Consider the following 21,681-nt stretch of genomic DNA (forward strand, 5'->3'; position numbering starts at 1 on the left):
TAATTAATTGGGAATTTGCCTGTAATTTTTACAGGATTTTTACAAATTTTGGCGAATATATTTATTTGTTTCTTCCCCTTGCATTTCGGGGTTTCAAAATACTTTTTAAAGAAATTTCAGGAGGATAAATAATGTCATTCGATCAAATGAACCCAACGATTGAAAGAATTTTGCAAAATATTGAGAAAGTTATGATCGGAAAAAGAAAAGTAGCTGAGCTGTGCCTTGTTGCCTTATTGGCGGAAGGACATGTATTGCTTGAAGACGTTCCCGGTGTCGGGAAAACAATGATGGTACGAGCCCTTGCAAAATCTGTGAATGCAAATTTTAAAAGGATCCAGTTTACTCCCGATCTATTGCCTTCAGATGTAACAGGTGTTTCGATTTATAATCCTAAGGAATTGGAATTCCAATTCAGACCGGGTCCAATCATGGGCAATATCATTCTTGCAGATGAAATAAACAGAACGTCTCCAAAAACCCAGTCTGCCTTGTTAGAGGGGATGGAAGAGGGCAGTGTGACAATTGACGGTGTTACCCGAAAGTTGGAAAAACCGTTCTTTGTTATGGCGACTCAAAACCCGATTGAATACGAAGGAACATATCCGTTGCCTGAAGCTCAGCTTGACCGGTTCTTATTAAAAATGAAGATGGGTTATCCGGAAATCGATGAAGAAATGGAAGTACTGAACCGGGCTGAAAAAATTCCGCCGATTGAAGAACTGCAGCCGGTAATCAGTCTTGAAGAACTAAGAGAATTACAAAATCAAATAAAAAACGTATATGTTGACCAAACAATTAAACGTTATATTGTGGACATTGCCAATGGTACAAGATCACATTCAAGCGTTTATTTAGGGGCAAGCCCGCGCGGATCGATTGCTTTAATGAAAGCAGCTCAAAGCTATGCATTCATGTATGGAAGAGATTACGTCATTCCGGATGATATTCAGTACCTGGCTCCGTATGTTTTTGCTCATCGAATTATTTTAAAATCAGAAGCAAAATTTGAAGGCATTTCAGCTGAAGAAATTGTGAACCGGGTCTTGGCGAGGGTCCCTGTTCCCGTACAAAGGTTAGTGAAATAATAATGAGGACATTTTTTGCGGCACTTAAAGGAATTTGGAAATTAATCGTGTTGTTGTTATTAATCCTTCTTACTTTTTCATACGCCATGTTTCAAGGAGGGTTTGTAAGCTGGTTTTTGTTTTATAGCTTTCTGCCTTTCGCGTTTTATGCACTTGCCTTGTCTTTCTATTCATTAAAAGATATGAAAGCTGAGAGGGTTTTTGTTAAAACGGAATATAATGCCGGAGAAACTGTAAAGATTCAGGTCCATTTTACGAGGGCAAAAGGTTTTCCGTTATTTTATATGGTCATTGAAGATGGTTTGGAAAATCCGCTTTCATACGCCAGACAGAAGAAAAAAGCGAAAACTTTTATTTTTCCCGGCTTTCGAAAAAAGATTTTCATAGAGTATTTAATCGAAGAAATACCGAGAGGAGAACATTTTTTCCGGACGATTCGGATAAAAACGGGAGATCCGCTTGGTTTAATCGAAAAAGAAAGGATGCTTCCTTTAGAAAATAAAATTCTCGTCTATCCGGCCTATGAAGAACTTATTTACAGGCCTCTTGAAAATCATTATGACCAGGGAATGACCGCATCGAAGGAACGGGTGCAAAGGGATACTTCCATGGCCATCGGAATTAGGGAGTATCAGCCGGGCGACCGTTTTTCATGGATTAACTGGAAAGCGACCGCAAAACGGAACGAAATTATGACAAAAGAGTTTGAACAACGCCAATCCCACGATGTTTATATCATTATGGACTGTTCACCTGATCCACGTTTTGAGGTAATTGTTTCATTTACGGCATCCATCACAAGAGCGATCTTAAAGAAAGGAGCACAGGCAGGCCTTCTCACATCAGGAGCGGAACGGGGCGCTTTTCCGATTCGCGGCGGAGAAAGCCAGCAGTTAGAGCTGTATTACCACCTTGCAAAAGTAAAGGATAACAGCCCGGTTACACTAGATCGAATTGTTGAATCTGAGAGGTTTTTCACGCAACAAAACGTTACGCTTATGCTTGTAACGGCCCAGTTAACAAAGCCTTTAATTGAAAAAGCAGGGTTTTTCACTCAGCGAAAAACTCCCTGCATTCTCTTCTTAATAAAAAAAGCGGGGGAAGCTGCTTCTAAGCAAGAACTCTCTTTAAAAGCCGCCGCTAATGCCCGGGGGATCAAACTTGTCATGGTTCAGGACGGCCAATTTCAAGATGCGTTTTCGGAGGTGAACCTGCGATGACCGCTAACGAAACAAAGAGAAATGCTGCACATTTTCTTTTGTATACTTTCGCATTTTTACTGTTGTGGGAGTGGCTGAGACCTTTAGAGCAGCTAACCGATACAGCCTACATTTGGATTTTTTTACTTTTTCTATTTATTTCGCTTGCCATGTCTTTTTTGGGAATAAAAATGGCTGTTGGTGCTGCAGTGAAGATTATATATATTTTGTATGTCCTGAATTATTTGTATTTCGAAGGATCATTCTTCAGCTTTCAATGGATTCCCCTTTTGATCGCTGATTCACAGGAAAACATTGGATATCTGTTTGAAATGGATTGGCAAAGCCTTACCAATGTGTTTCGAAGTTTGCTGTTATTTATTTTGCTATGGCTCATGACATATCTTTTGCAGTATTGGCTAATTATCCGCAGGAAGATTCTTATCTTTTTCTTTATGACATTAGTTTACGTCACAGTACTTGATACGTTCACTCCTTATGCTGCTGATACTGCAATTATCCGGACTGTCATCAGTGGTTTTGCTGTCATGGGAATGTTGACTTTTTACCGATTAATTGAAAAAGAAGCAATCAGAAAAGATGATAAATTTTCAAGAAAATGGATGATTCCGTTAGCAGGAATGATTGCTTTTAGTGTTCTATTTGGTTATGCTTCACCAAAAGCCGAGCCGATTTGGCCTGATCCTGTTCCTTATATTAAATCGTACAGCCAAAAAAATAACGGAAATGGAAATGGCTCTGTTAAGCGTATTGGATATGGAACAGATGATTCGCGGCTCGGCGGGCCATTTATTGGTGATAATCAAGTTGTTTTCAGGGCGCAAATAGAATCGAGGCATTATTGGAAGGTTGAAACAAAAGATGTATATACAGGGAAAGGCTGGGAAGCTTCTGACGATAAACCAAAAAGAGTTACGATCCTTCAGGAAGACAAAGTACCTTTTTCATCGTTTGCAGCAGGAGTCAAAACAGAAAAAGAAACAGCTTCTTTATTCTTTAGCAAGAGGTATCCTCATATTGTCTATCCTGCCGGTGTACAGAATATTGATGCCGGTCCTAATGTTTCGTTTGAGCTTGATATGAACACGGAAAAAATTTACTCATTTAAAGACGGACAGGCAGAACCTTTAACTCAATACTCGTTAAACCACGAAATTCCGACGTTCAGCGTTTCCGCATTAATGAAAACAGTCAGTGCGGATACAAGCAGGATGAGTAAGGAATTTATCCAGAGGTATACACAACTGCCGGACAAATTGCCGCAAAGGGTCAAGGAGCTGGCTATACAAATTACCTCCGGAAAAAAGACATGGTTTGAGAAGGCCAGGGCAGTTGAGGATTACTTCCGCCGCAGCCCGGAGTTCATTTACGACCAGCTGAATGTTCCGGTTCCCGGGGAAGGCGACGATTATGTTGATCAATTTTTATTTGAAACAAGACGCGGCTATTGTGATAATTTTTCCAGTTCCATGACTGTTCTTCTCCGGACTCTTGGCATTCCGGCCCGCTGGGTAAAAGGATATACAGAGGGAGAATTTAAAGAGCTTGGTGAACAAAATCATCGTATTTTTGAAATTACCAATAACAATGCCCATTCATGGGTTGAGGTATATTTCCCAAATGCCGGCTGGGTTCCATTCGAACCGACGAAAGGTTTTTCAGGCAATGTTCACTTAAATTTTGATACGTATAAAAACAATCAGACAAGCAGAGAAGATACAGAAAAGCTAGAGAAGCCGCAAGATACGCCAACACCGGAAAAATCGGATAACAAAACAAATACTAAGTCTTCTTTCTCATATTCCGAACTATGGAACAAAGTAAAGACATTTTTTGCGAAACGCTGGCTTGAGATGTTTCTTGTTGGAGTTCTTTTAATAGCTGTTTTGTTGGGAGTTTATAAAAAACGGTCAAGGTGGCTTCCATACTATTTAATCTGGAAATATAAACGAATTGATAAGGATGAACAGTTTGCAAAAGCGTATTCTGCATTGTTGAAACAGCTGGAACTGATTGGTTTAAAGCGGAAAAATGGCCAGACGTTAAGAGAATATGCCCGCTATGTTGACACCTTTTTCTCATCAAGTGAAATGAGCAAGTTAACGAACCGTTATGAGCAATTTTTATATAGAGGGAAGCTTCAAACCGGTTCGTGGGATGAATCGAAAGAATTATGGGAAAATTTAATTAAAAAAACGATAGCTTGACCGCGATTTTACCCTATTGTTACAATAATTTTATATATGAATATTGTAACCCTTCATATATCCTCGATAATATGGATCGAAAGTTTCTACCAAATCACCGTAAATGATTTGACTATGAAGGCAGATGATTCTATATGTTGCTCACGCACCTAAACTAGAATTCTGCTTTTTTATTGGAAGGAGAGTTCTAGTTTTCTTTTTATTCATCAGGGTTTGGCAGAAAACGTGCATGTGTTTTAAACTCCCAACCCTAACATGGAAATAGGGTTCATTTTAAAACATAACCAATAAAATAAGGCGGTGTGAGCGAAGCCAAGCACAAAATATTTACAAAGCTAAAACATGTATCTTTCTAAAAATAGGTTGCTTTTTTATTTTTGTTAGCTCAGCTCCGCCCCTTTTCCACAGAAAAAATGAAAAGTTTCGACAATTGCTGAGAACACTAGAAATTAGTGATTGAATAATATCTTTTATCAATGAGGTGAACAGCTTGCCAGGAAAAACAGAGTTGCAAAACCAGGAAATGATTGTTGTTCTCGATTTTGGAAGCCAATATAATCAATTAATCACGAGAAGAATCCGTGAATTCGGCGTCTACAGTGAACTTCATCCTCACACAATTACAGCTGAAGAGATAAAAAAAATGAATCCTAAGGGAATCATTTTTTCCGGTGGACCAAACAGCGTATATGAAGAAAATGCATTTCGCTGTCATGAAAAAATCTTTGAACTGGGCTTGCCGATTCTTGGAATTTGTTACGGTATGCAGTTAATGACAATGCATTTCGGCGGGAAAGTAGAAAGAGCAAAGCATAGGGAATACGGAAAAGCTGCCATAAATATTGAGCATCAAAGCAAACTGTTTGAACAGCTTCCGAAGGAACAAGTTGTGTGGATGAGCCATAGTGATTTAGTTGTTGAAGCACCGGAAGGTTTCACAGTTGATGCAGTTAATCCTTCATGCCCGATTGCTGCTATGAGCGATGAAAGCCGAAACTTATATGCGGTTCAATTCCATCCCGAAGTCCGCCACTCTGTCTACGGAAATGAAATATTGAAAAACTTCGTATTCGGAGTTTGCGGCTGTAAAGGCGACTGGTCGATGGAAAATTTCATCGAAATGGAAATTGAAAAGATCCGTCAAACAGTAGGGGATAAGAAAGTTCTTTGCGCACTTAGCGGCGGTGTTGACTCATCCGTTGTTGCCGTTTTAGTTCACAAAGCGATCGGCGATCAATTAATTTGTATTTTTGTTGATCACGGCCTGCTTCGCAAAGGGGAAGCAGAAAGTGTGATGAAAACTTTTGCTGACGGCTTTAACATGAATGTGATTAAAGTCGATGCAAAGGATCGCTTCCTGAATAAACTGAAAGGCGTCACCGATCCTGAGCAAAAGCGGAAGATTATCGGAAATGAATTTATTTATGTATTTGATGATGAAGCTGCAAAACTGGAAGGAATTGAATTTTTAGCCCAAGGTACTCTTTATACAGATATTATTGAAAGTGGTACGGCAACTGCTCAGACTATTAAGTCCCACCATAATGTTGGGGGTCTTCCGGAAGATATGCAGTTTAAGCTGATTGAACCTCTTAACACGCTTTTTAAAGATGAAGTGCGCGCTTTAGGAACAGAGCTTGGAATTCCTGACGAAATCGTTTGGAGGCAGCCTTTCCCTGGTCCTGGACTTGGTATTCGCGTACTTGGGGAAATAACAGAAGAGAAATTAGAAATTGTTCGTGAATCGGATGCGATTTTGCGGGAAGAAATTAAGAAAGCCGGCCTTGACCGCGATATATGGCAATATTTTACGGTATTGCCTGACATCCGCAGTGTCGGAGTAATGGGAGATGCCCGCACATATGATTATACAATCGGCATCCGCGCTGTTACATCGATTGACGGCATGACATCCGATTGGGCGAGAATACCGTGGGATGTTCTTGAAGTCATTTCAACGCGGATCGTGAATGAAGTAAACCATGTTAACAGAGTCGTCTACGACATCACAAGCAAACCGCCTGCGACAATTGAGTGGGAATAAGTAGTTGAAGGTTAAAATCATAAAACACGAACAAAACAAAAAAACGAACAGATAATGTTCGTTTTTTTGTTGACGTGCTTCTGAAGCCCTGTTAAAATAAAAACGAAATGAATAATTTGTCTCATTACGTCGTATAATCTTGGGGATATGGCCCAAAAGTTTCTACCGAGCTACCGTAAATAGTTCGACTACGAGGTAAGTGTTTTGATAATGGGGTTATTAATGTACATGTCTTTATTTTTTCGTCTTAAAGCCCCTTGTTTTTACACAAACCTGTTGTCGGCGCTCCGGTATTTCGGAGCGTTTTTGTTTTGGGGCTGACCAATATGACGCAACTTTATAGGGGGAAAAATAATGAAAAAATACTTCCAATTCGAGGAACTTGGAACGAATTATCGCCGCGAATTTTTAGGTGGGCTGACAACGTTTTTGGCTATGGCATATATTTTGATTGTCAATCCGCTTACATTGACACTTGCGGATGTAAAAGACTTGCCTGATGCCTTAAGAATGGATCACGGAGCAGTATTTGTGGCAACAGCGCTTGCAGCTGCTGTCGGTTCCATTATTATGGGACTTGTCGGTAAATATCCGATCGCACTTGCGCCAGGCATGGGTTTAAATGCATTTTTTGCCTATACAGTTGTTTTAAAGCACGGGGTACCGTGGCAGCATGCGCTTGGAGCCGTTTTTATTTCAGGTGTGTTTTTCTTATTACTAACGATTACCGGGCTTCGTGAAAAGATTATCAACGCGATTCCTGTTGACTTAAAATATGCAGTAGGAGCAGGAATTGGTTTGTTTATTACTTTTATCGGGCTAAAGGGTGCAGGCGTTATCGTAAATAATGATGCAACACTTGTCGGTTTAGGGGATTTATCAAACCCTAATACGCTGCTTGCGATTTTCGGTTTAGTGATTACTGTGATCATGATGACAAGAGGGATTAACGGAGCTGTGTTTTACGGAATGATCATTTCCGTTATCGTTGGGATGATTTTTAATTTGATTGAAGTTCCGAAACAAGTGGTAGGTGCGGTTCCAAGTTTGGAGCCGACATTCGGGGCCGTTTTTTCTTCCTTTGGAGATCCTTCTTTCTATACAACAACAATGCTCGGTATTATCTTAACGTTTTTATTCGTAGATTTCTTCGACAATGCCGGAACATTGGTAGCGGTAGCCAATTAGGCCGGTTTGATGAAAGACAACAAACTGCCGCGTGCGGGCAAAGCATTATTTTCCGATTCGATCGCATCTATTGTAGGGTCCATTTTTGGAACATCAACAACAACATCTTATATTGAATCATCTGCAGGGGTTGCATCAGGCGCAAGAACTGGTTTTGCATCCTTGGTAACAGCCGGGTTTTTTATCCTTTCACTGTTCTTCTTCCCGGTATTATCAGTCGTAACATCACCGGTAACCGCACCTGCTTTAATTATCGTTGGTGTATTAATGGTTTCTTCCTTAGGAAAAATTGATTGGACTCGATTTGAAATAGCGGTGCCTTCTTTCTTAACGATGATCGCAATGCCTCTTTCATACAGTATTGCCACAGGGATCGCGATAGGTTTCATTTTCTATCCTATCACGATGATGGTGAAAGGACGGACAAAAGAAATTCATCCAATTATGTACGTGTTCTTTGTCATCTTTGTTCTTTACTTTATGTTCTTGACGGAATAGTGTATGCGGGGATTCAGCAATAAGCTGTTTCCCCTTTTTTATGTTTAGCTAAAATATGAATGCGTTTACTTTTTTGATTGACTTCTTTTTCCCTCATATAACATAATAGGGTTATATCGAATGCTGTCGAAAAATCGGAGGATGCGGATGCCGAGTTTAGTTGTTACCAAGATTTTGAATAATAATGTCATTATTGCCGAACATCCCGCTTACGGAGAAGTCGTAGTCATCGGAAAAGGGATCGGGTTTAACCGGAAACAAAAAGATCTGATTGAAGCTTCGGCAGCTGAAAAACTTTTTGTTTTACGTAATGAAAAAGAACAGAAAAACTATTTAAAGCTGTTGCCATTTTTAGAGGATCATTTACAAGAAGTCATCATTTCGGCAATTGAACTTATAAAAGCGAGAACGGCCTCGCAATTAAATGAACATATACATGTAGCTCTGACAGACCATCTCATGTTTGTTGTCAATCGGATCTCAAAAGGGATGGAGATACGCAATCCGTTTCTTGTTGAAACAAAAGCTTTATATCCAAAAGCATTTGGAATTGCAAAGGAAGTTGTCGATTTATTTACGGAAAAGACGGGGATTCAACTCCCTGAAGGCGAGGCAGGCTTTATTGCCCTTCATATCCACAGTGCAGTGGCCAATAAAGATTTGTCTGAAGTAAATCAACACTCCCAACTTATCACAAAACTGATCAATATGATTGAAGAGCAAATGGATAGTAAAATTGATAAAGAAAGCATAGATTATATGAGGCTCGTACGCCATCTCCGCTTTACAATCGAACGGGTAAAAAATGGCGAAAAAGTTGAAGAACCGGAAAAAATATCATTGCTATTGAAACAAGAATACCCTTTATGCTATAATCTCGCGTGGAAGCTCATTAAGGTTATGCAGCAAACGTTAAAACAACCAGTGTTTGAGGCTGAAGCGGTTTATTTAACGATGCACTTGCAAAGGCTTCAGAAAAAAATAAAATAGCGATTAACTTTTTACGTGTTACTGATTCGATCAGGCATGAGTAAAGAAGATAATTGGATTAAAGTTTTATGGGTACTATATATCTGTAGAACTTTTTCATTATTCTCTTCTTTTCTCATGCTTTTTTATTTTGTTCAAAAATGAAAACGCTTAATGGGCTAATAAATATTGGAGGTTTTGTTATGTTTAAAAAGGCTTTTGGTGTTTTGCAAAAAGTCGGTAAGGCATTGATGCTGCCAGTTGCATTACTTCCTGCAGCAGGTATCCTTCTTGCGTTGGGTGCTGCTCTTAGAAACCCGGCTTTATTAGAATTAGCCCCATTTTTAGATAACAGCGGAGTAGATATGGTTGCTGCTGTTATGCAAAAAGCAGGGGATATTGTTTTTGGAAATCTTCCGTTGCTGTTTGCTGTCGGTGTTGCAGTTGGGCTAGCGGGAGGAGAAGGTACGGCAGGCCTTGCTGCGATTATTGGTTACCTGATTATGAACGTTACTATGGGTACAGTACTTGGCATTACCTCGGAAGATGTTAACGGATTAAACTATGCCAATGTGCTTGGTGTTCCAACCCTGCAAACAGGTGTATTTGGAGGTATTATTGTTGGTATTATTGCAGCAGCTCTATACAATAAATTCTATGAAATTGAATTGCCGTCTTATTTAGGCTTCTTTGCCGGAAAACGTTTTGTTCCGATTATCACTGCAGGGACTGCCGTTATTTTAGGTTTGATTATGATGGTTGTCTGGCCGCCAATTCAGTCCGGACTTAATGCATTCTCGCAAAACATGGTTCATGCCAACTTAACATTATCAGCTTTCATTTTCGGGGTCATTGAACGGGCACTGATTCCATTTGGTTTGCATCATATTTTCTACTCGCCATTCTGGTATGAGTTCGGTGAATATGTAACGAAGGCAGGAGAAGTGGTTCGCGGTGATCAACGAATTTTCATGGCGCAAATTACTGATAATGTTCAAAATCTGACTGCCGGTACATTTATGACAGGTAAGTTTCCGTTCATGATGTTCGGTCTTCCTGCTGCGGCATTAGCAATTTATCATGAAGCTCGTCCTGAAAGAAAGAAAGTGGTTGGAGGCTTAATGGCTTCTGCTGCCTTAACATCTTTCTTAACTGGTATCACAGAGCCGATTGAATTCTCATTCTTATTCGTAGCACCTATGTTATTTGCAATTCATACGATTTTTGCCGGCTTATCCTTTATGACGATGCATTTATTAAATGTTAAAATCGGGATGACATTCTCAGGCGGTTTAATTGACTATATCTTGTTTGGTTTAATAAACCCACAAACAAATGCATGGCTGGTAATCCCAGTAGGTCTTGTCTTTGCGGTTATTTATTACTTTGGGTTCCGTTTCGCAATCCGTAAATTTAATCTGATGACACCTGGGCGTGAAGCAGCTGAAGAAGAAGTGGAAGAATCCAAAGGTGAGGCTGGCGATCTTGCATACAACATTCTTGAAGCGATGGGCGGAAAAGAAAACATTTCTCATTTAGATGCTTGTATTACGCGTTTGCGTGTTTCAGTCAATGACGTTAAAAATGTAGATAAAGAACAGTTGAAAAAACTTGGCGCAGCAGGGGTGCTTGAAGTAGGAAACAATATTCAGGCAATCTTTGGCCCTCGCTCCGAAACCATTAAAGGACAAATGAAAGACATCATGGATGGAAAAAAACCTCGAGGTGTGGAATCAAATCCTGCCAAAGAGGTTGAACAGCAAATAGAAGAAGTGAACCCTAGGGCATTGCAGACAGAACACAATGCAGACGATGTGTTTGTATCTCCAATTAAAGGGGAAATCAAACCAATTACCGATGTTCCGGACGCAGTTTTCTCAGGGAAAATGATGGGTGACGGATTTGCGATTGTTCCGGCAGAAGGTACAGTTGTTTCTCCTGTAGACGGTAAGATTGTAAACTTTTTCCCAACAAAACACGCCATTGGTTTACTTTCAGATTCAGGCCGGGAAATTCTTATTCACTTCGGAATCGATACAGTGAACTTAAAAGGTGAAGGTTTTGAAGCACTTGTTTCGGAAAATGATCGTGTTCAAAAGGGGCAGCCATTATTAAAGGTTGATTTAGAACATGTCAAAAATAATGCAAAATCAACAATCACTCCGATCGTATTCACAAACCTTTCCGAGGGAGAAAAAATTGTTATCAATAAAACCGGAAATGTAGACTTAAAAGAAGAGAACATCATTTCAATTAGCAAGTAAAAATGATTTTGTAACCGGCTGCCAGTCGTTTTGTTTCCCTGGCAGTCGGTTTAATTTTTGGATAAAATTAGTAGTAATATTTTATTATAAAATGTATTGACTCTATTTATATTCGGTGATATTATATGAAAGCATTGTCGCTAACAACGACAAATTATTCATCTACTTTAAATAAAAAATGTAGTTGACACAGTATCAACGACATGATATATTAGTAAAGTCGCTTCTGAGCGATAGAAAACAATTGCTCTTTGAAAACTGAACAAACAAAAGCGTCAACAATTAAAAGTGGAGGCGACCGGTTAGCTTCGAAGGGCATTGGAGCTTCTGGCGGAAAAGTCCTTAAAGACTTTGACAGAAGAAGCGAAATGACCTCGCTGCTTAAAGCATCACCTAAAGGTCATGCTTTGCGCAAAATTGCGAAGAAGCTAATTCAAGCAGCTATTTAGCTGGGAGCCGAAACTAGCCAGAGTTAATTCTATTATTTATGAGCATATCTTACTCTTTTTTGGAGAGTTTGATCCTGGCTCAGGACGAACGCTGGCGGCGTGCCTAATACATGCAAGTCGAGCGGACTGATGGGAGCTTGCTCCCTGAAGTCAGCGGCGGACGGGTGAGTAACACGTGGGCAACCTGCCTGTAAGACTGGGATAACTTCGGGAAACCGGAGCTAATACCGGATAATCCTCTTTCCCGCATGGGAAAGAGCTGAAAGATGGCTTCGGCTATCACTTACAGATGGGCCCGCGGCGCATTAGCTAGTTGGTGAGGTAACGGCTCACCAAGGCGACGATGCGTAGCCGACCTGAGAGGGTGATCGGCCACACTGGGACTGAGACACGGCCCAGACTCCTACGGGAGGCAGCAGTAGGGAATCTTCCGCAATGGACGAAAGTCTGACGGAGCAACGCCGCGTGAGCGAAGAAGGCCTTCGGGTCGTAAAGCTCTGTTGTCAGGGAAGAACAAGTACCGTTCGAATAGGGCGGTACCTTGACGGTACCTGACCAGAAAGCCACGGCTAACTACGTGCCAGCAGCCGCGGTAATACGTAGGTGGCAAGCGTTGTCCGGAATTATTGGGCGTAAAGCGCGCGCAGGCGGTTCCTTAAGTCTGATGTGAAAGCCCACGGCTCAACCGTGGAGGGTCATTGGAAACTGGGGAACTTGAGTGCAGAAGAGGAGAGCGGAATTCCACGTGTAGCGGTGAAATGCGTAGAGATGTGGAGGAACACCAGTGGCGAAGGCGGCTCTCTGGTCTGTAACTGACGCTGAGGCGCGAAAGCGTGGGGAGCAAACAGGATTAGATACCCTGGTAGTCCACGCCGTAAACGATGAGTGCTAAGTGTTAGAGGGTTTCCGCCCTTTAGTGCTGCAGCTAACGCATTAAGCACTCCGCCTGGGGAGTACGGCCGCAAGGCTGAAACTCAAAGGAATTGACGGGGGCCCGCACAAGCGGTGGAGCATGTGGTTTAATTCGAAGCAACGCGAAGAACCTTACCAGGTCTTGACATCCTCTGACAATCCTGGAGACAGGACGTTCCCCTTCGGGGGACAGAGTGACAGGTGGTGCATGGTTGTCGTCAGCTCGTGTCGTGAGATGTTGGGTTAAGTCCCGCAACGAGCGCAACCCTTGACCTTAGTTGCCAGCATTCAGTTGGGCACTCTAAGGTGACTGCCGGTGACAAACCGGAGGAAGGTGGGGATGACGTCAAATCATCATGCCCCTTATGACCTGGGCTACACACGTGCTACAATGGATGGTACAAAGGGCTGCTAAGCCGCGAGGCCTGAGCCAATCCCAAAAAACCATTCTCAGTTCGGATTGCAGGCTGCAACTCGCCTGCATGAAGCCGGAATCGCTAGTAATCGCGGATCAGCATGCCGCGGTGAATACGTTCCCGGGCCTTGTACACACCGCCCGTCACACCACGAGAGTTTGTAACACCCGAAGTCGGTGAGGTAACCGTAAGGAGCCAGCCGCCTAAGGTGGGACAGATGATTGGGGTGAAGTCGTAACAAGGTAGCCGTATCGGAAGGTGCGGCTGGATCACCTCCTTTCTAAGGATTATTCGAAAAGCGAAGGCGACTGTTTAGCCTCGACAGCTGCTTGCGCTTCTGGCGGAAAAGTCCTAAAGACTTTGACAGAAGAAGCGAAGTGACTCGAGAGGCTAGGAGCCGTAGCTAGACAATAAAACATGAAGAGTTGATCGCTTTTGTTTGTTCAGTTTTGAGGGAGCAATTCCTTCATTAATAATAAGGTGAATCAGAAGCGAGCTATTTGAGGAAGCAAACGAGCGAAGACCGGAGCGTACCTGATTGTACGTGAGGATCTGAGTGAGTGAAGCTGACGAAGAAAAGCGAAGCTTATCATTTGCCGTTCGTTCTTTGAAAACTAGATAATTGTATTGAAGAAGGCAAAAGAAGAACCGAGTATCGCCATTTTAGGTTTCAAACCTTTTAGGTTAAGTTAGAAAGGGCGCACGGTGGATGCCTTGGCACTAGGAGCCGATGAAGGACGGGACTAACACCGATATGCTTCGGGGAGCTGTAAGTAAGCATTGATCCGGAGATTTCCGAATGGGGAAACCCCCTATCCGTAATGGGATAGGATCCTAACCTGAATCCATAGGGTTAGGAGGGCAGACCCGGGGAACTGAAACATCTAAGTACCCGGAGGAAGAGAAAGCAAACGCGATTCCCTGAGTAGCGGCGAGCGAAACGGGAACAGCCCAAACCAAGAGGCTTGCCTCTTGGGGTTGTAGGACACTCTGTATGGAGTTACAAAGGAACGGGGTAGACGAAGAGGTCTGGAAAGGCCCGTCAGAGAAGGTAACAACCCTGTAGTCGAAACTTCGTTCCCTCCTGAGTGGATCCTGAGTACGGCGGGACACGTGAAATCCCGTCGGAAGCAGGGAGGACCATCTCCCAAGGCTAAATACTCCCTAGTGACCGATAGTGAACCAGTACCGTGAGGGAAAGGTGAAAAGCACCCCGGGAGGGGAGTGAAAGAGAACCTGAAACCGTGTGCCTACAAGTAGTCAGAGCCCGTTCATGGGTGATGGCGTGCCTTTTGTAGAATGAACCGGCGAGTTACGATCACATGCAAGGTTAAGTCGAAAAGACGGAGCCGCAGCGAAAGCGAGTCTGAACAGGGCGAATGAGTATGTGGTCGTAGACCCGAAACCAGGTGATCTACCCATGTCCAGGGTGAAGTCCAGGTAACACTGGATGGAGGCCCGAACCCACGCACGTTGAAAAGTGCGGGGATGAGGTGTGGGTAGCGGAGAAATTCCAATCGAACTTGGAGATAGCTGGTTCTCTCCGAAATAGCTTTAGGGCTAGCCTCAAGTGTAAGAGTCTTGGAGGTAGAGCACTGTTTGGACTAGGGGCCCTCATCGGGTTACCGAATTCAGACAAACTCCGAATGCCAAAGACTTATCCTTGGGAGTCAGACTACGAGTGATAAGATCCGTAGTCAAAAGGGAAACAGCCCAGACCACCAGCTAAGGTCCCAAAGTATACGTTAAGTGGAAAAGGATGTGGAGTTGCTTAGACAACCAGGATGTTGGCTTAGAAGCAGCCACCATTTAAAGAGTGCGTAATAGCTCACTGGTCGAGTGACTCTGCGCCGAAAATGTACCGGGGCTAAACGTATCACCGAAGCTGTGGGTGGACACCGTTGGTGTCCGCGGTAGGAGAGCGTTCTAAGGGCGTTGAAGCTAGACCGCAAGGACTGGTGGAGCGCTTAGAAGTGAGAATGCCGGTATGAGTAGCGAAAGATGGGTGAGAATCCCATCCACCGAATGCCTAAGGTTTCCTGAGGAAGGCTCGTCCGCTCAGGGTTAGTCGGGACCTAAGCCGAGGCCGAAAGGCGTAGGCGATGGACAACAGGTTGATATTCCTGTACCACCTCTTTTCCGTTTGAGCAATGGGGGGACGCAGGAGGATAGGGCAAGCGCGCTGCTGGATTAGCGCGTCCAAGCAGTTAGGCCGCTGACGAGGCAAATCCCGTTAGCATAAGGCGGAGCTGTGACGGCGAGGGAAATGTAGTACCGAAGTTCCTGATTCCACACTGCCAAGAAAAGCCTCTAGCGAGGAAAAAGGTGCCCGTACCGCAAACCGACACAGGTAGGCGAGGAGAGAATCCTAAGGTGAGCGAGAGAACTCTCGTTAAGGAACTCGGCAAAATGACCCCGTAACTTCGGGAGAAGGGGTGCTTTTCTGGGTGCATAGCCCGGAAAAGCCGCAGTGAATAGGCCCAGGCGACTGTTTAGCAAAAACACAGGTCTCTGCGAAGCCGCAAGGCGAAGTATAGGGGCTGACGCCTGCCCGGTGCTGGAAGGTTAAGAGGAGGGGTTAGCTTACGCGAAGCTCTGAATCGAAGCCCCAGTAAACGGCGGCCGTAACTATAACGGTCCTAAGGTAGCGAAATTCCTTGTCGGGTAAGTTCCGACCCGCACGAAAGGCGTAACGATCTGGGCACTGTCTCAACGAGAGACTCGGTGAAATTATAGTACCTGTGAAGATGCAGGTTACCCGCGACAGGACGGAAAGACCCCGTGGAGCTTTACTGCAGCCTGATATTGAATTTTGGTACAGCTTGTACAGGATAGGTAGGAGCCTGAGAGACATGAGCGCCAGCTTGTGTGGAGGCGTCGGTGGGATACTACCCTGGCTGTATTGAAATTCTAACCCGCGCCCCTGATCGGGGCGGGAGACAGTGTCAGGTGGGCAGTTTGACTGGGGCGGTCGCCTCCTAAAAGGTAACGGAGGCGCCCAAAGGTTCCCTCAGAATGGTTGGAAATCATTCGCAGAGTGTAAAGGCAGAAGGGAGCTTGACTGCGAGACCTACAAGTCGAGCAGGGACGAAAGTCGGGCTTAGTGATCCGGTGGTTCCGCATGGAAGGGCCATCGCTCAACGGATAAAAGCTACCCCGGGGATAACAGGCTTATCTCCCCCAAGAGTCCACATCGACGGGGAGGTTTGGCACCTCGATGTCGGCTCATCGCATCCTGGGGCTGTAGTCGGTCCCAAGGGTTGGGCTGTTCGCCCATTAAAGCGGTACGCGAGCTGGGTTCAGAACGTCGTGAGACAGTTCGGTCCCTATCCGTCGCGGGCGCAGGAAATTTGAGAGGAGCTGTCCTTAGTACGAGAGGACCGGGATGGACGCACCGCTGGTGTACCAGTTGTCTTGCCAAAGGCATCGCTGGGTAGCTATGTGCGGAAGGGATAAGTGCTGAAAGCATCTAAGCATGAAGCCCCCCTCAAGATGAGATTTCCCATAGCGTCAAGCTAGTAAGATCCCTGAAAGATGATCAGGTTGATAGGTCTGAGGTGGAAGCGTGGCGACACGTGGAGCTGACAGATACTAATCGATCGAGGACTTAACCAATGAAAAAGCGGAAGAAGCCCGCTTGATTAAAATGATACTCATTGTTCTTCATGCTTCTTCATGCATTATCTAGTTTTGAGAGAATGAAAAAATTCTCTTCTACATAATGAATATATAAAACATTGTTGATGTAAGTCTGCTCCTGCGGCATAGCATATTCGAAGGTGAAACTGTTCACCTCGTCGCAAGCCAGCAGGGTTGATGTTTCAATGATGTAGGCTTGGTGGCGATGGCGAGAAGGTCACACCCGTTCCCATACCGAACACGGAAGTTAAGCTTCTCAGCGCCGATGGTAGTTGGGGCATTGCCCCTGTGAGAGTAGGACGCTGCCAGGCAAACGAAAGAACAACCGAAACTGGTTGTTCTTTTTGTATTTTGACGGTGATTTTATCAAAAAAAGAGCCGTTTCTTAGCTGAAAAGTAGAAATAACACCTGATTTTTAGAGGTTTACTCGTTCTGAATTCTGCTCTTCGGAAGGTTATGAGCCTTTATTTCATTTTATGAGCTTTCATTTTGATATATGAGCCTTTATTTTTAGATATGAGCCTTCATTCTGATAAATGAGCCTTCGTTTTGATTTATGAGTCCTCGTACCGAAATATGAGCCTTCGCTCCAACATATGAGCCCTCGTACCGAAATATGTTCCTCGTTCTGAAAAATGATTCCTCGTTTCGAAATATGAACCTTCGTTCCGAAAAATGAACCTTCGTTCCGAAATATAATCCCTCGTTTCGAATGAACTCTCGTTCCAAAATATGCACCTTCATTCCGACCTATAAACCTTCTTTCCGAAATATAAGCCCTCACTCCGACATATGACCCCCTTACTTTCATTTATGAGCCGTGACCCACTTTTATGAGCTTTCATCCCAAGTTAAAAGCAGCCTCCACTTTGCTGTCATATATTCTTCTGCCGAAAAAGTTAGGATTGCAAACAGGCATTCTGGCTTGATTTAAAAGCCATTTTCAAGATCATCCCGTTTCTAAAGTCTTTCCATAAACATATAAATCCCTGTAAAATAAGATGATTAGTCCACTGTCTTTCGAGTAACTATACTCTTTAATAGTATTTCATTTAAACGCAACCGAAAATTTCATACATATAATAATGAAAAGATGTCCATTGAACGGAATTTGTACCATCGGTCCTTCAGGAAATTGTAAGTACATATCATTAGCATTAATCGTACAACGTATAAGTATTGAGAAGGTTAAATTAACCGTATTGGTACATAGACAAATCTAAAACCATTAACAGCGATCTCGGACTAAAATCTGTAAAGAGAGGAAAATCATTTTCATGAGCAAAGAAAAAAAGAAAATGCTATTTGAAGTCCAAGAAAATGAGACGATTGATCAATGTCTTGAGCGGATGAAGAATGAAGGATACACTCCGGTAAGAAGAATGGAAAAACCTATTTTCAAAGAAGTGAAAACAGGCGATTCGATTCAATATGAGCCGATTGGAAGGCAAATTGTCTTTGAGGCCAAACAAATAAAATAGAAAAACCGAACATTCTTTTACTAAAATAATACATTGTTCGATATTTGGTTGACAAATTCATTTGTAAGCTGTTATGATGAAGACATAAAATAAACGTTTTGCCCTCGTATAATCATGGGAATATGGCCCATAAGTCTCTACCCGGCAACCGTAAATTGCCGGACTATGAGGGAAAGTTGATATGGCCGGATAAGACTAGTAGTATCTTTTTGAAGAGATATATTTTTACGTTTGTATTTTATGCCCGGGCAGATCACTTTCTCTTTAGTTTGAGAGAAGTGTCTGTTGCGGGTTTTTATTTTGAAATCTGGAGGGAAAAAGATGGAAGTTCAGGTTGGGGTAATTATGGGGAGCGTTTCCGATTGGGAAACGATGAAACATGCGTGCAATGTGCTTGATCAATTACAAATTCGCTATGAAAAAAACGTCGTGTCAGCCCACCGGACTCCTGACCTCATGTTTGAATACGCAGAAAATGCCCGCAAGCGGGGATTAAAAGTGATTATAGCCGGAGCAGGCGGAGCGGCCCATTTGCCTGGAATGGTAGCAGCGAAAACGACTTTGCCAGTCATTGGGGTTCCTGTACAATCAAGAGCTCTGAACGGACTTGATTCTCTGTTGTCGATTGTCCAAATGCCCGGAGGAGTTCCTGTTGCAACCGTGGCAATCGGCAAGGCCGGCGCAACGAATGCCGGACTGCTTGCGGCCCAAATCATAGGAGCGTTTGACCCGGCAGTTGCCGAAAGGCTTGATAACCTAAGAGAAGAAACGAAAAAGTCAGTTTTAGAAAGCAGGGATGGTCTTGTTTGATAAAACCATATTACCCGGACAAACAATAGGGATTATTGGCGGAGGACAGCTTGGGCGGATGATGGCAATTGCTGCAAAAGCAAGCGGCTTTCGAATTGCGGTGCTGGATCCTGTTGAAGATTCGCCATGCGGACAGGTCGCCGATTACAAAATCATTGGCCAGTATGGCGATTTAGAATCTGTTCAAAAATTAGCGCGGGTAAGTGATGTGATTACCTATGAATTTGAAAATATAAATGCAAAGGCATTGGAATGGCTTTGCGAAAATGCGTATGTTCCACAAGGTTCAAACCTATTGTATATTACGCAAGACCGCATTCAAGAGAAGGCAGCGATTCAAGCTGCGGGCCTTGAGGTTGCTCCTTATGCAGTCATCAGAACAGTGCAGGATATTTATGATAATATTAAGAAGCTTGACTACCCTGCGGTTTTAAAAACAGCCAGAGGAGGCTATGATGGCAAAGGCCAATTGGTGATCGAGGCAGAAAAGGATATTGCAGGCGCAAAAGAGCTTTTAGAAACGGGCGCATGTGTTCTTGAAAAGTGGATTCCATTTGAAAAAGAAATATCAGTGATTGTGGCAAGAAGTCCAAGGGGAGAAACTGCCGTTTTTCCGGTCGCAGAAAATATCCACCGGGACAATATTCTTCACGAAACGATCGTGCCGGCGAGAATACCGGATTCGATAAAAAAGGATGCAGAGGCAAAGGCGATTGGTCTCGCTGAATCACTTGGACTGGTCGGAACGCTTGCAGTTGAAATGTTCTTAACAGCGGACGGAACAATTTTTATTAATGAACTTGCTCCGCGTCCGCACAATTCAGGCCATTTTTCAATTGAAGCGTGTGAGACGTCACAATTCGAACAGCATATACGGGCGATCTGCAATTGGCCGCTCGGAAGTACAAAGCTATTAAAACCGGCTGTTATGGTCAATATATTAGGGGAACACCAGTCAAGCATCATTGAGAAACTGCCGGAGCTGCCTGATTGGAAAATCCATTTATACGGAAAAGATGAAGCAAAAGCAAAGCGGAAAATGGGGCACGCCACCATTTTGCGGGATTCGCTTGAGGCGGCTCTTACAGAAATTGAACAAAGCGGCATATGGAACAGTGAAGTTAAGATCGGAGGCTAAATCATGATAGAACGTTATACAAGACCAGAAATGGGAGCGATTTGGACGGAAGAAAATCGCTTTAAGGCTTGGCTTGAGGTTGAAATTCTCGCCTGTGAAGCTTGGGCGGAACTCGGTGTCATACCGAAAGAAGATGTAAAAAAAATTCGCGAAAACGCGTCCTTCAATATTGAGCGCATTAAAGAAATCGAAGAGGAAACAAGACACGATGTTGTTGCATTTACACGTGCCGTTTCCGAAACATTGGGTGAAGAGCGCAAATGGGTCCACTATGGGTTAACGTCAACTGATGTAGTTGATACAGCTCTTTCTTACCTCTTAAAGCAAGCGAATGAAATTCTTTTAAAAGATATTGAAAACTTTATTGAAATCCTTAAAAACAAAGCGCAAGAACATAAGTATACAGTGATGATGGGGCGCACCCATGGCGTTCATGCAGAACCGACAACGTTTGGATTAAAGCTTGCACTTTGGTATGAAGAAATGAAACGAAATCTTGAGCGTTTCAAGCAAGCGGCCGCAAACATTGAAGTCGGAAAGATTTCCGGAGCGGTTGGAACGTACGCAAACATTGATCCGTTTGTTGAAAAATACGTTTGTGAAAAACTTGGGTTAAAACCTGCGCCAATTTCCACTCAAACATTACAGCGCGACCGCCATGCCCATTACATGTCGACAATCGCATTGATTGCAACATCAATTGAAAAATTTGCCGTTGAAATTCGCGGTCTGCAAAAAAGTGAAACACGCGAAGTCGAAGAATATTTCGCTAAGGGGCAGAAAGGATCTTCGGCTATGCCGCATAAACGAAACCCAATCGGCTCGGAGAATATGACTGGAATGGCTCGCGTCATCCGCGGTTATATGATGACCGCTTATGAAAATGTTGCCCTTTGGCATGAAAGAGACATTTCGCATTCATCTGCCGAGCGGATCATTTTGCCGGATGCAACGATCGCATTAAACTACATGCTGAATCGTTTCGGGAACATTGTAAAAAACCTGACTGTTTATCCGGAAAATATGAAGCGCAACATGGACCGGACACTAGGTTTGATCTATTCGCAGCGCGTGCTTCTTGCGCTTATCGATAAAGGATTCTCCCGCGAAGAGGCATATGATACCGTTCAGCCGAAAGCAATGGAAGCTTGGGAAAAGCAAGTGCCGTTTCGCAGTTTAATTGAGATGGACGAAAAAATCACTTCTCACCTTTCGCCGGCTGAAATCGATGATTGCTTTGATTATAATTACCATTTACAACATGTAGACACGATCTTTGAAAGGTTAGGATTATAAAGGCACGAATTTGCCAAAAAATTCTTAATGCCGGACATGAACGATTAATATTAAAAGGGTA

General features: G+C 43.3%; 11 protein-coding genes, 3 rRNA genes, 1 pseudogene and 3 riboswitches. All 15 genes and pseudogenes read left to right on the forward strand.

What is annotated here, in order from left to right; all coding sequences use genetic code 11:
- The first annotated feature begins 131 nt into the window (after nucleotides 1-131).
- The 15 genes and pseudogenes from C0966_RS16060 to purB all read left to right on the forward strand — a co-directional run bounded on the left by C0966_RS16060 (nucleotide 132) and on the right by purB (nucleotide 21,620).
- Nucleotides 132-1,088: an AAA family ATPase gene (locus C0966_RS16060; RefSeq protein WP_274856668.1), complete on the forward strand. Its 957-nt coding sequence runs from the start codon at nucleotides 132-134 to the stop codon at nucleotides 1,086-1,088.
- 2 nt (nucleotides 1,089-1,090) lie between these two features.
- Nucleotides 1,091-2,308, forward strand: coding sequence for a DUF58 domain-containing protein (locus C0966_RS16065; RefSeq protein ID WP_274856669.1), 1,218 nt, complete (start codon nucleotides 1,091-1,093; stop codon nucleotides 2,306-2,308).
- Nucleotides 2,305-4,515, forward strand: coding sequence for a DUF4129 domain-containing transglutaminase family protein (locus tag C0966_RS16070; RefSeq protein ID WP_274856670.1), 2,211 nt, complete (start codon nucleotides 2,305-2,307; stop codon nucleotides 4,513-4,515). The genes C0966_RS16065 and C0966_RS16070 overlap by 4 nt, the downstream gene beginning before the upstream one ends.
- Before the next feature lie 33 nt (nucleotides 4,516-4,548).
- Nucleotides 4,549-4,650: riboswitch (purine riboswitch) on the forward strand.
- A 388-nt stretch (nucleotides 4,651-5,038) separates the two neighbouring features.
- Nucleotides 5,039-6,559, forward strand: a complete 1,521-nt coding sequence (guaA, locus tag C0966_RS16075; RefSeq protein WP_274856859.1) for a glutamine-hydrolyzing GMP synthase — start codon at nucleotides 5,039-5,041, stop codon at nucleotides 6,557-6,559.
- A 109-nt stretch (nucleotides 6,560-6,668) separates the two neighbouring features.
- Nucleotides 6,669-6,770, forward strand: a riboswitch (purine riboswitch).
- Nucleotides 6,771-6,913: 143 nt separating this feature from the next.
- Nucleotides 6,914-8,245, forward strand: a pseudogene (locus C0966_RS16080) (NCS2 family permease).
- A 147-nt stretch (nucleotides 8,246-8,392) separates the two neighbouring features.
- Nucleotides 8,393-9,235 (forward strand): glucose PTS transporter transcription antiterminator GlcT, encoded by an 843-nt coding sequence (glcT, locus tag C0966_RS16085; protein ID WP_274856671.1) that lies wholly within the window; start codon nucleotides 8,393-8,395, stop codon nucleotides 9,233-9,235.
- A gap of 182 nt (nucleotides 9,236-9,417) precedes the next feature.
- Entirely contained in the window at nucleotides 9,418-11,478 is a 2,061-nt protein-coding gene (ptsG, locus tag C0966_RS16090) for a glucose-specific PTS transporter subunit IIBC (RefSeq protein WP_274856672.1), read from the forward strand.
- A 251-nt stretch (nucleotides 11,479-11,729) separates the two neighbouring features.
- Complete coding sequence (locus C0966_RS16095; protein WP_274856538.1) at nucleotides 11,730-11,927, forward strand: hypothetical protein; 198 nt, start codon at nucleotides 11,730-11,732, stop codon at nucleotides 11,925-11,927.
- Nucleotides 11,928-11,983: 56 nt separating this feature from the next.
- Nucleotides 11,984-13,535, forward strand: a 16S ribosomal RNA gene (locus C0966_RS16100).
- A 402-nt stretch (nucleotides 13,536-13,937) separates the two neighbouring features.
- A 23S ribosomal RNA gene (locus C0966_RS16105) occupies nucleotides 13,938-16,870 on the forward strand.
- A 219-nt stretch (nucleotides 16,871-17,089) separates the two neighbouring features.
- A 5S ribosomal RNA gene (gene rrf / locus C0966_RS16110) occupies nucleotides 17,090-17,205 on the forward strand.
- Together the 16S, 23S and 5S rRNA genes form the textbook arrangement of a ribosomal RNA operon.
- Nucleotides 17,206-18,172: 967 nt before the next feature.
- Nucleotides 18,173-18,376, forward strand: coding sequence for an NETI motif-containing protein (locus tag C0966_RS16115; protein ID WP_274856673.1), 204 nt, complete (start codon nucleotides 18,173-18,175; stop codon nucleotides 18,374-18,376).
- Between the two features lie 84 nt (nucleotides 18,377-18,460).
- A riboswitch (purine riboswitch) is annotated at nucleotides 18,461-18,562 on the forward strand.
- A gap of 135 nt (nucleotides 18,563-18,697) precedes the next feature.
- The gene (gene purE / locus C0966_RS16120) at nucleotides 18,698-19,186 is read left to right on the forward strand and encodes a 5-(carboxyamino)imidazole ribonucleotide mutase (protein WP_274856674.1); all 489 of its coding nucleotides are present in this window, start codon (nucleotides 18,698-18,700) and stop codon (nucleotides 19,184-19,186) included.
- Complete coding sequence (purK, locus tag C0966_RS16125) at nucleotides 19,173-20,324, forward strand: 5-(carboxyamino)imidazole ribonucleotide synthase (RefSeq protein ID WP_274856675.1); 1,152 nt, start codon at nucleotides 19,173-19,175, stop codon at nucleotides 20,322-20,324. Before purE ends, purK begins: the two co-directional genes overlap by 14 nt.
- A 3-nt stretch (nucleotides 20,325-20,327) precedes the next feature.
- Nucleotides 20,328-21,620 (forward strand): adenylosuccinate lyase, encoded by a 1,293-nt coding sequence (gene purB / locus C0966_RS16130; RefSeq protein ID WP_274856676.1) that lies wholly within the window; start codon nucleotides 20,328-20,330, stop codon nucleotides 21,618-21,620.
- Nucleotides 21,621-21,681: the final 61 nt, after the last annotated feature.

This window comes from Bacillus methanolicus (assembly GCF_028888695.1).
Classification (GTDB): domain Bacteria; phylum Bacillota; class Bacilli; order Bacillales; family Cytobacillaceae; genus Bacillus_Z; species Bacillus_Z methanolicus_B.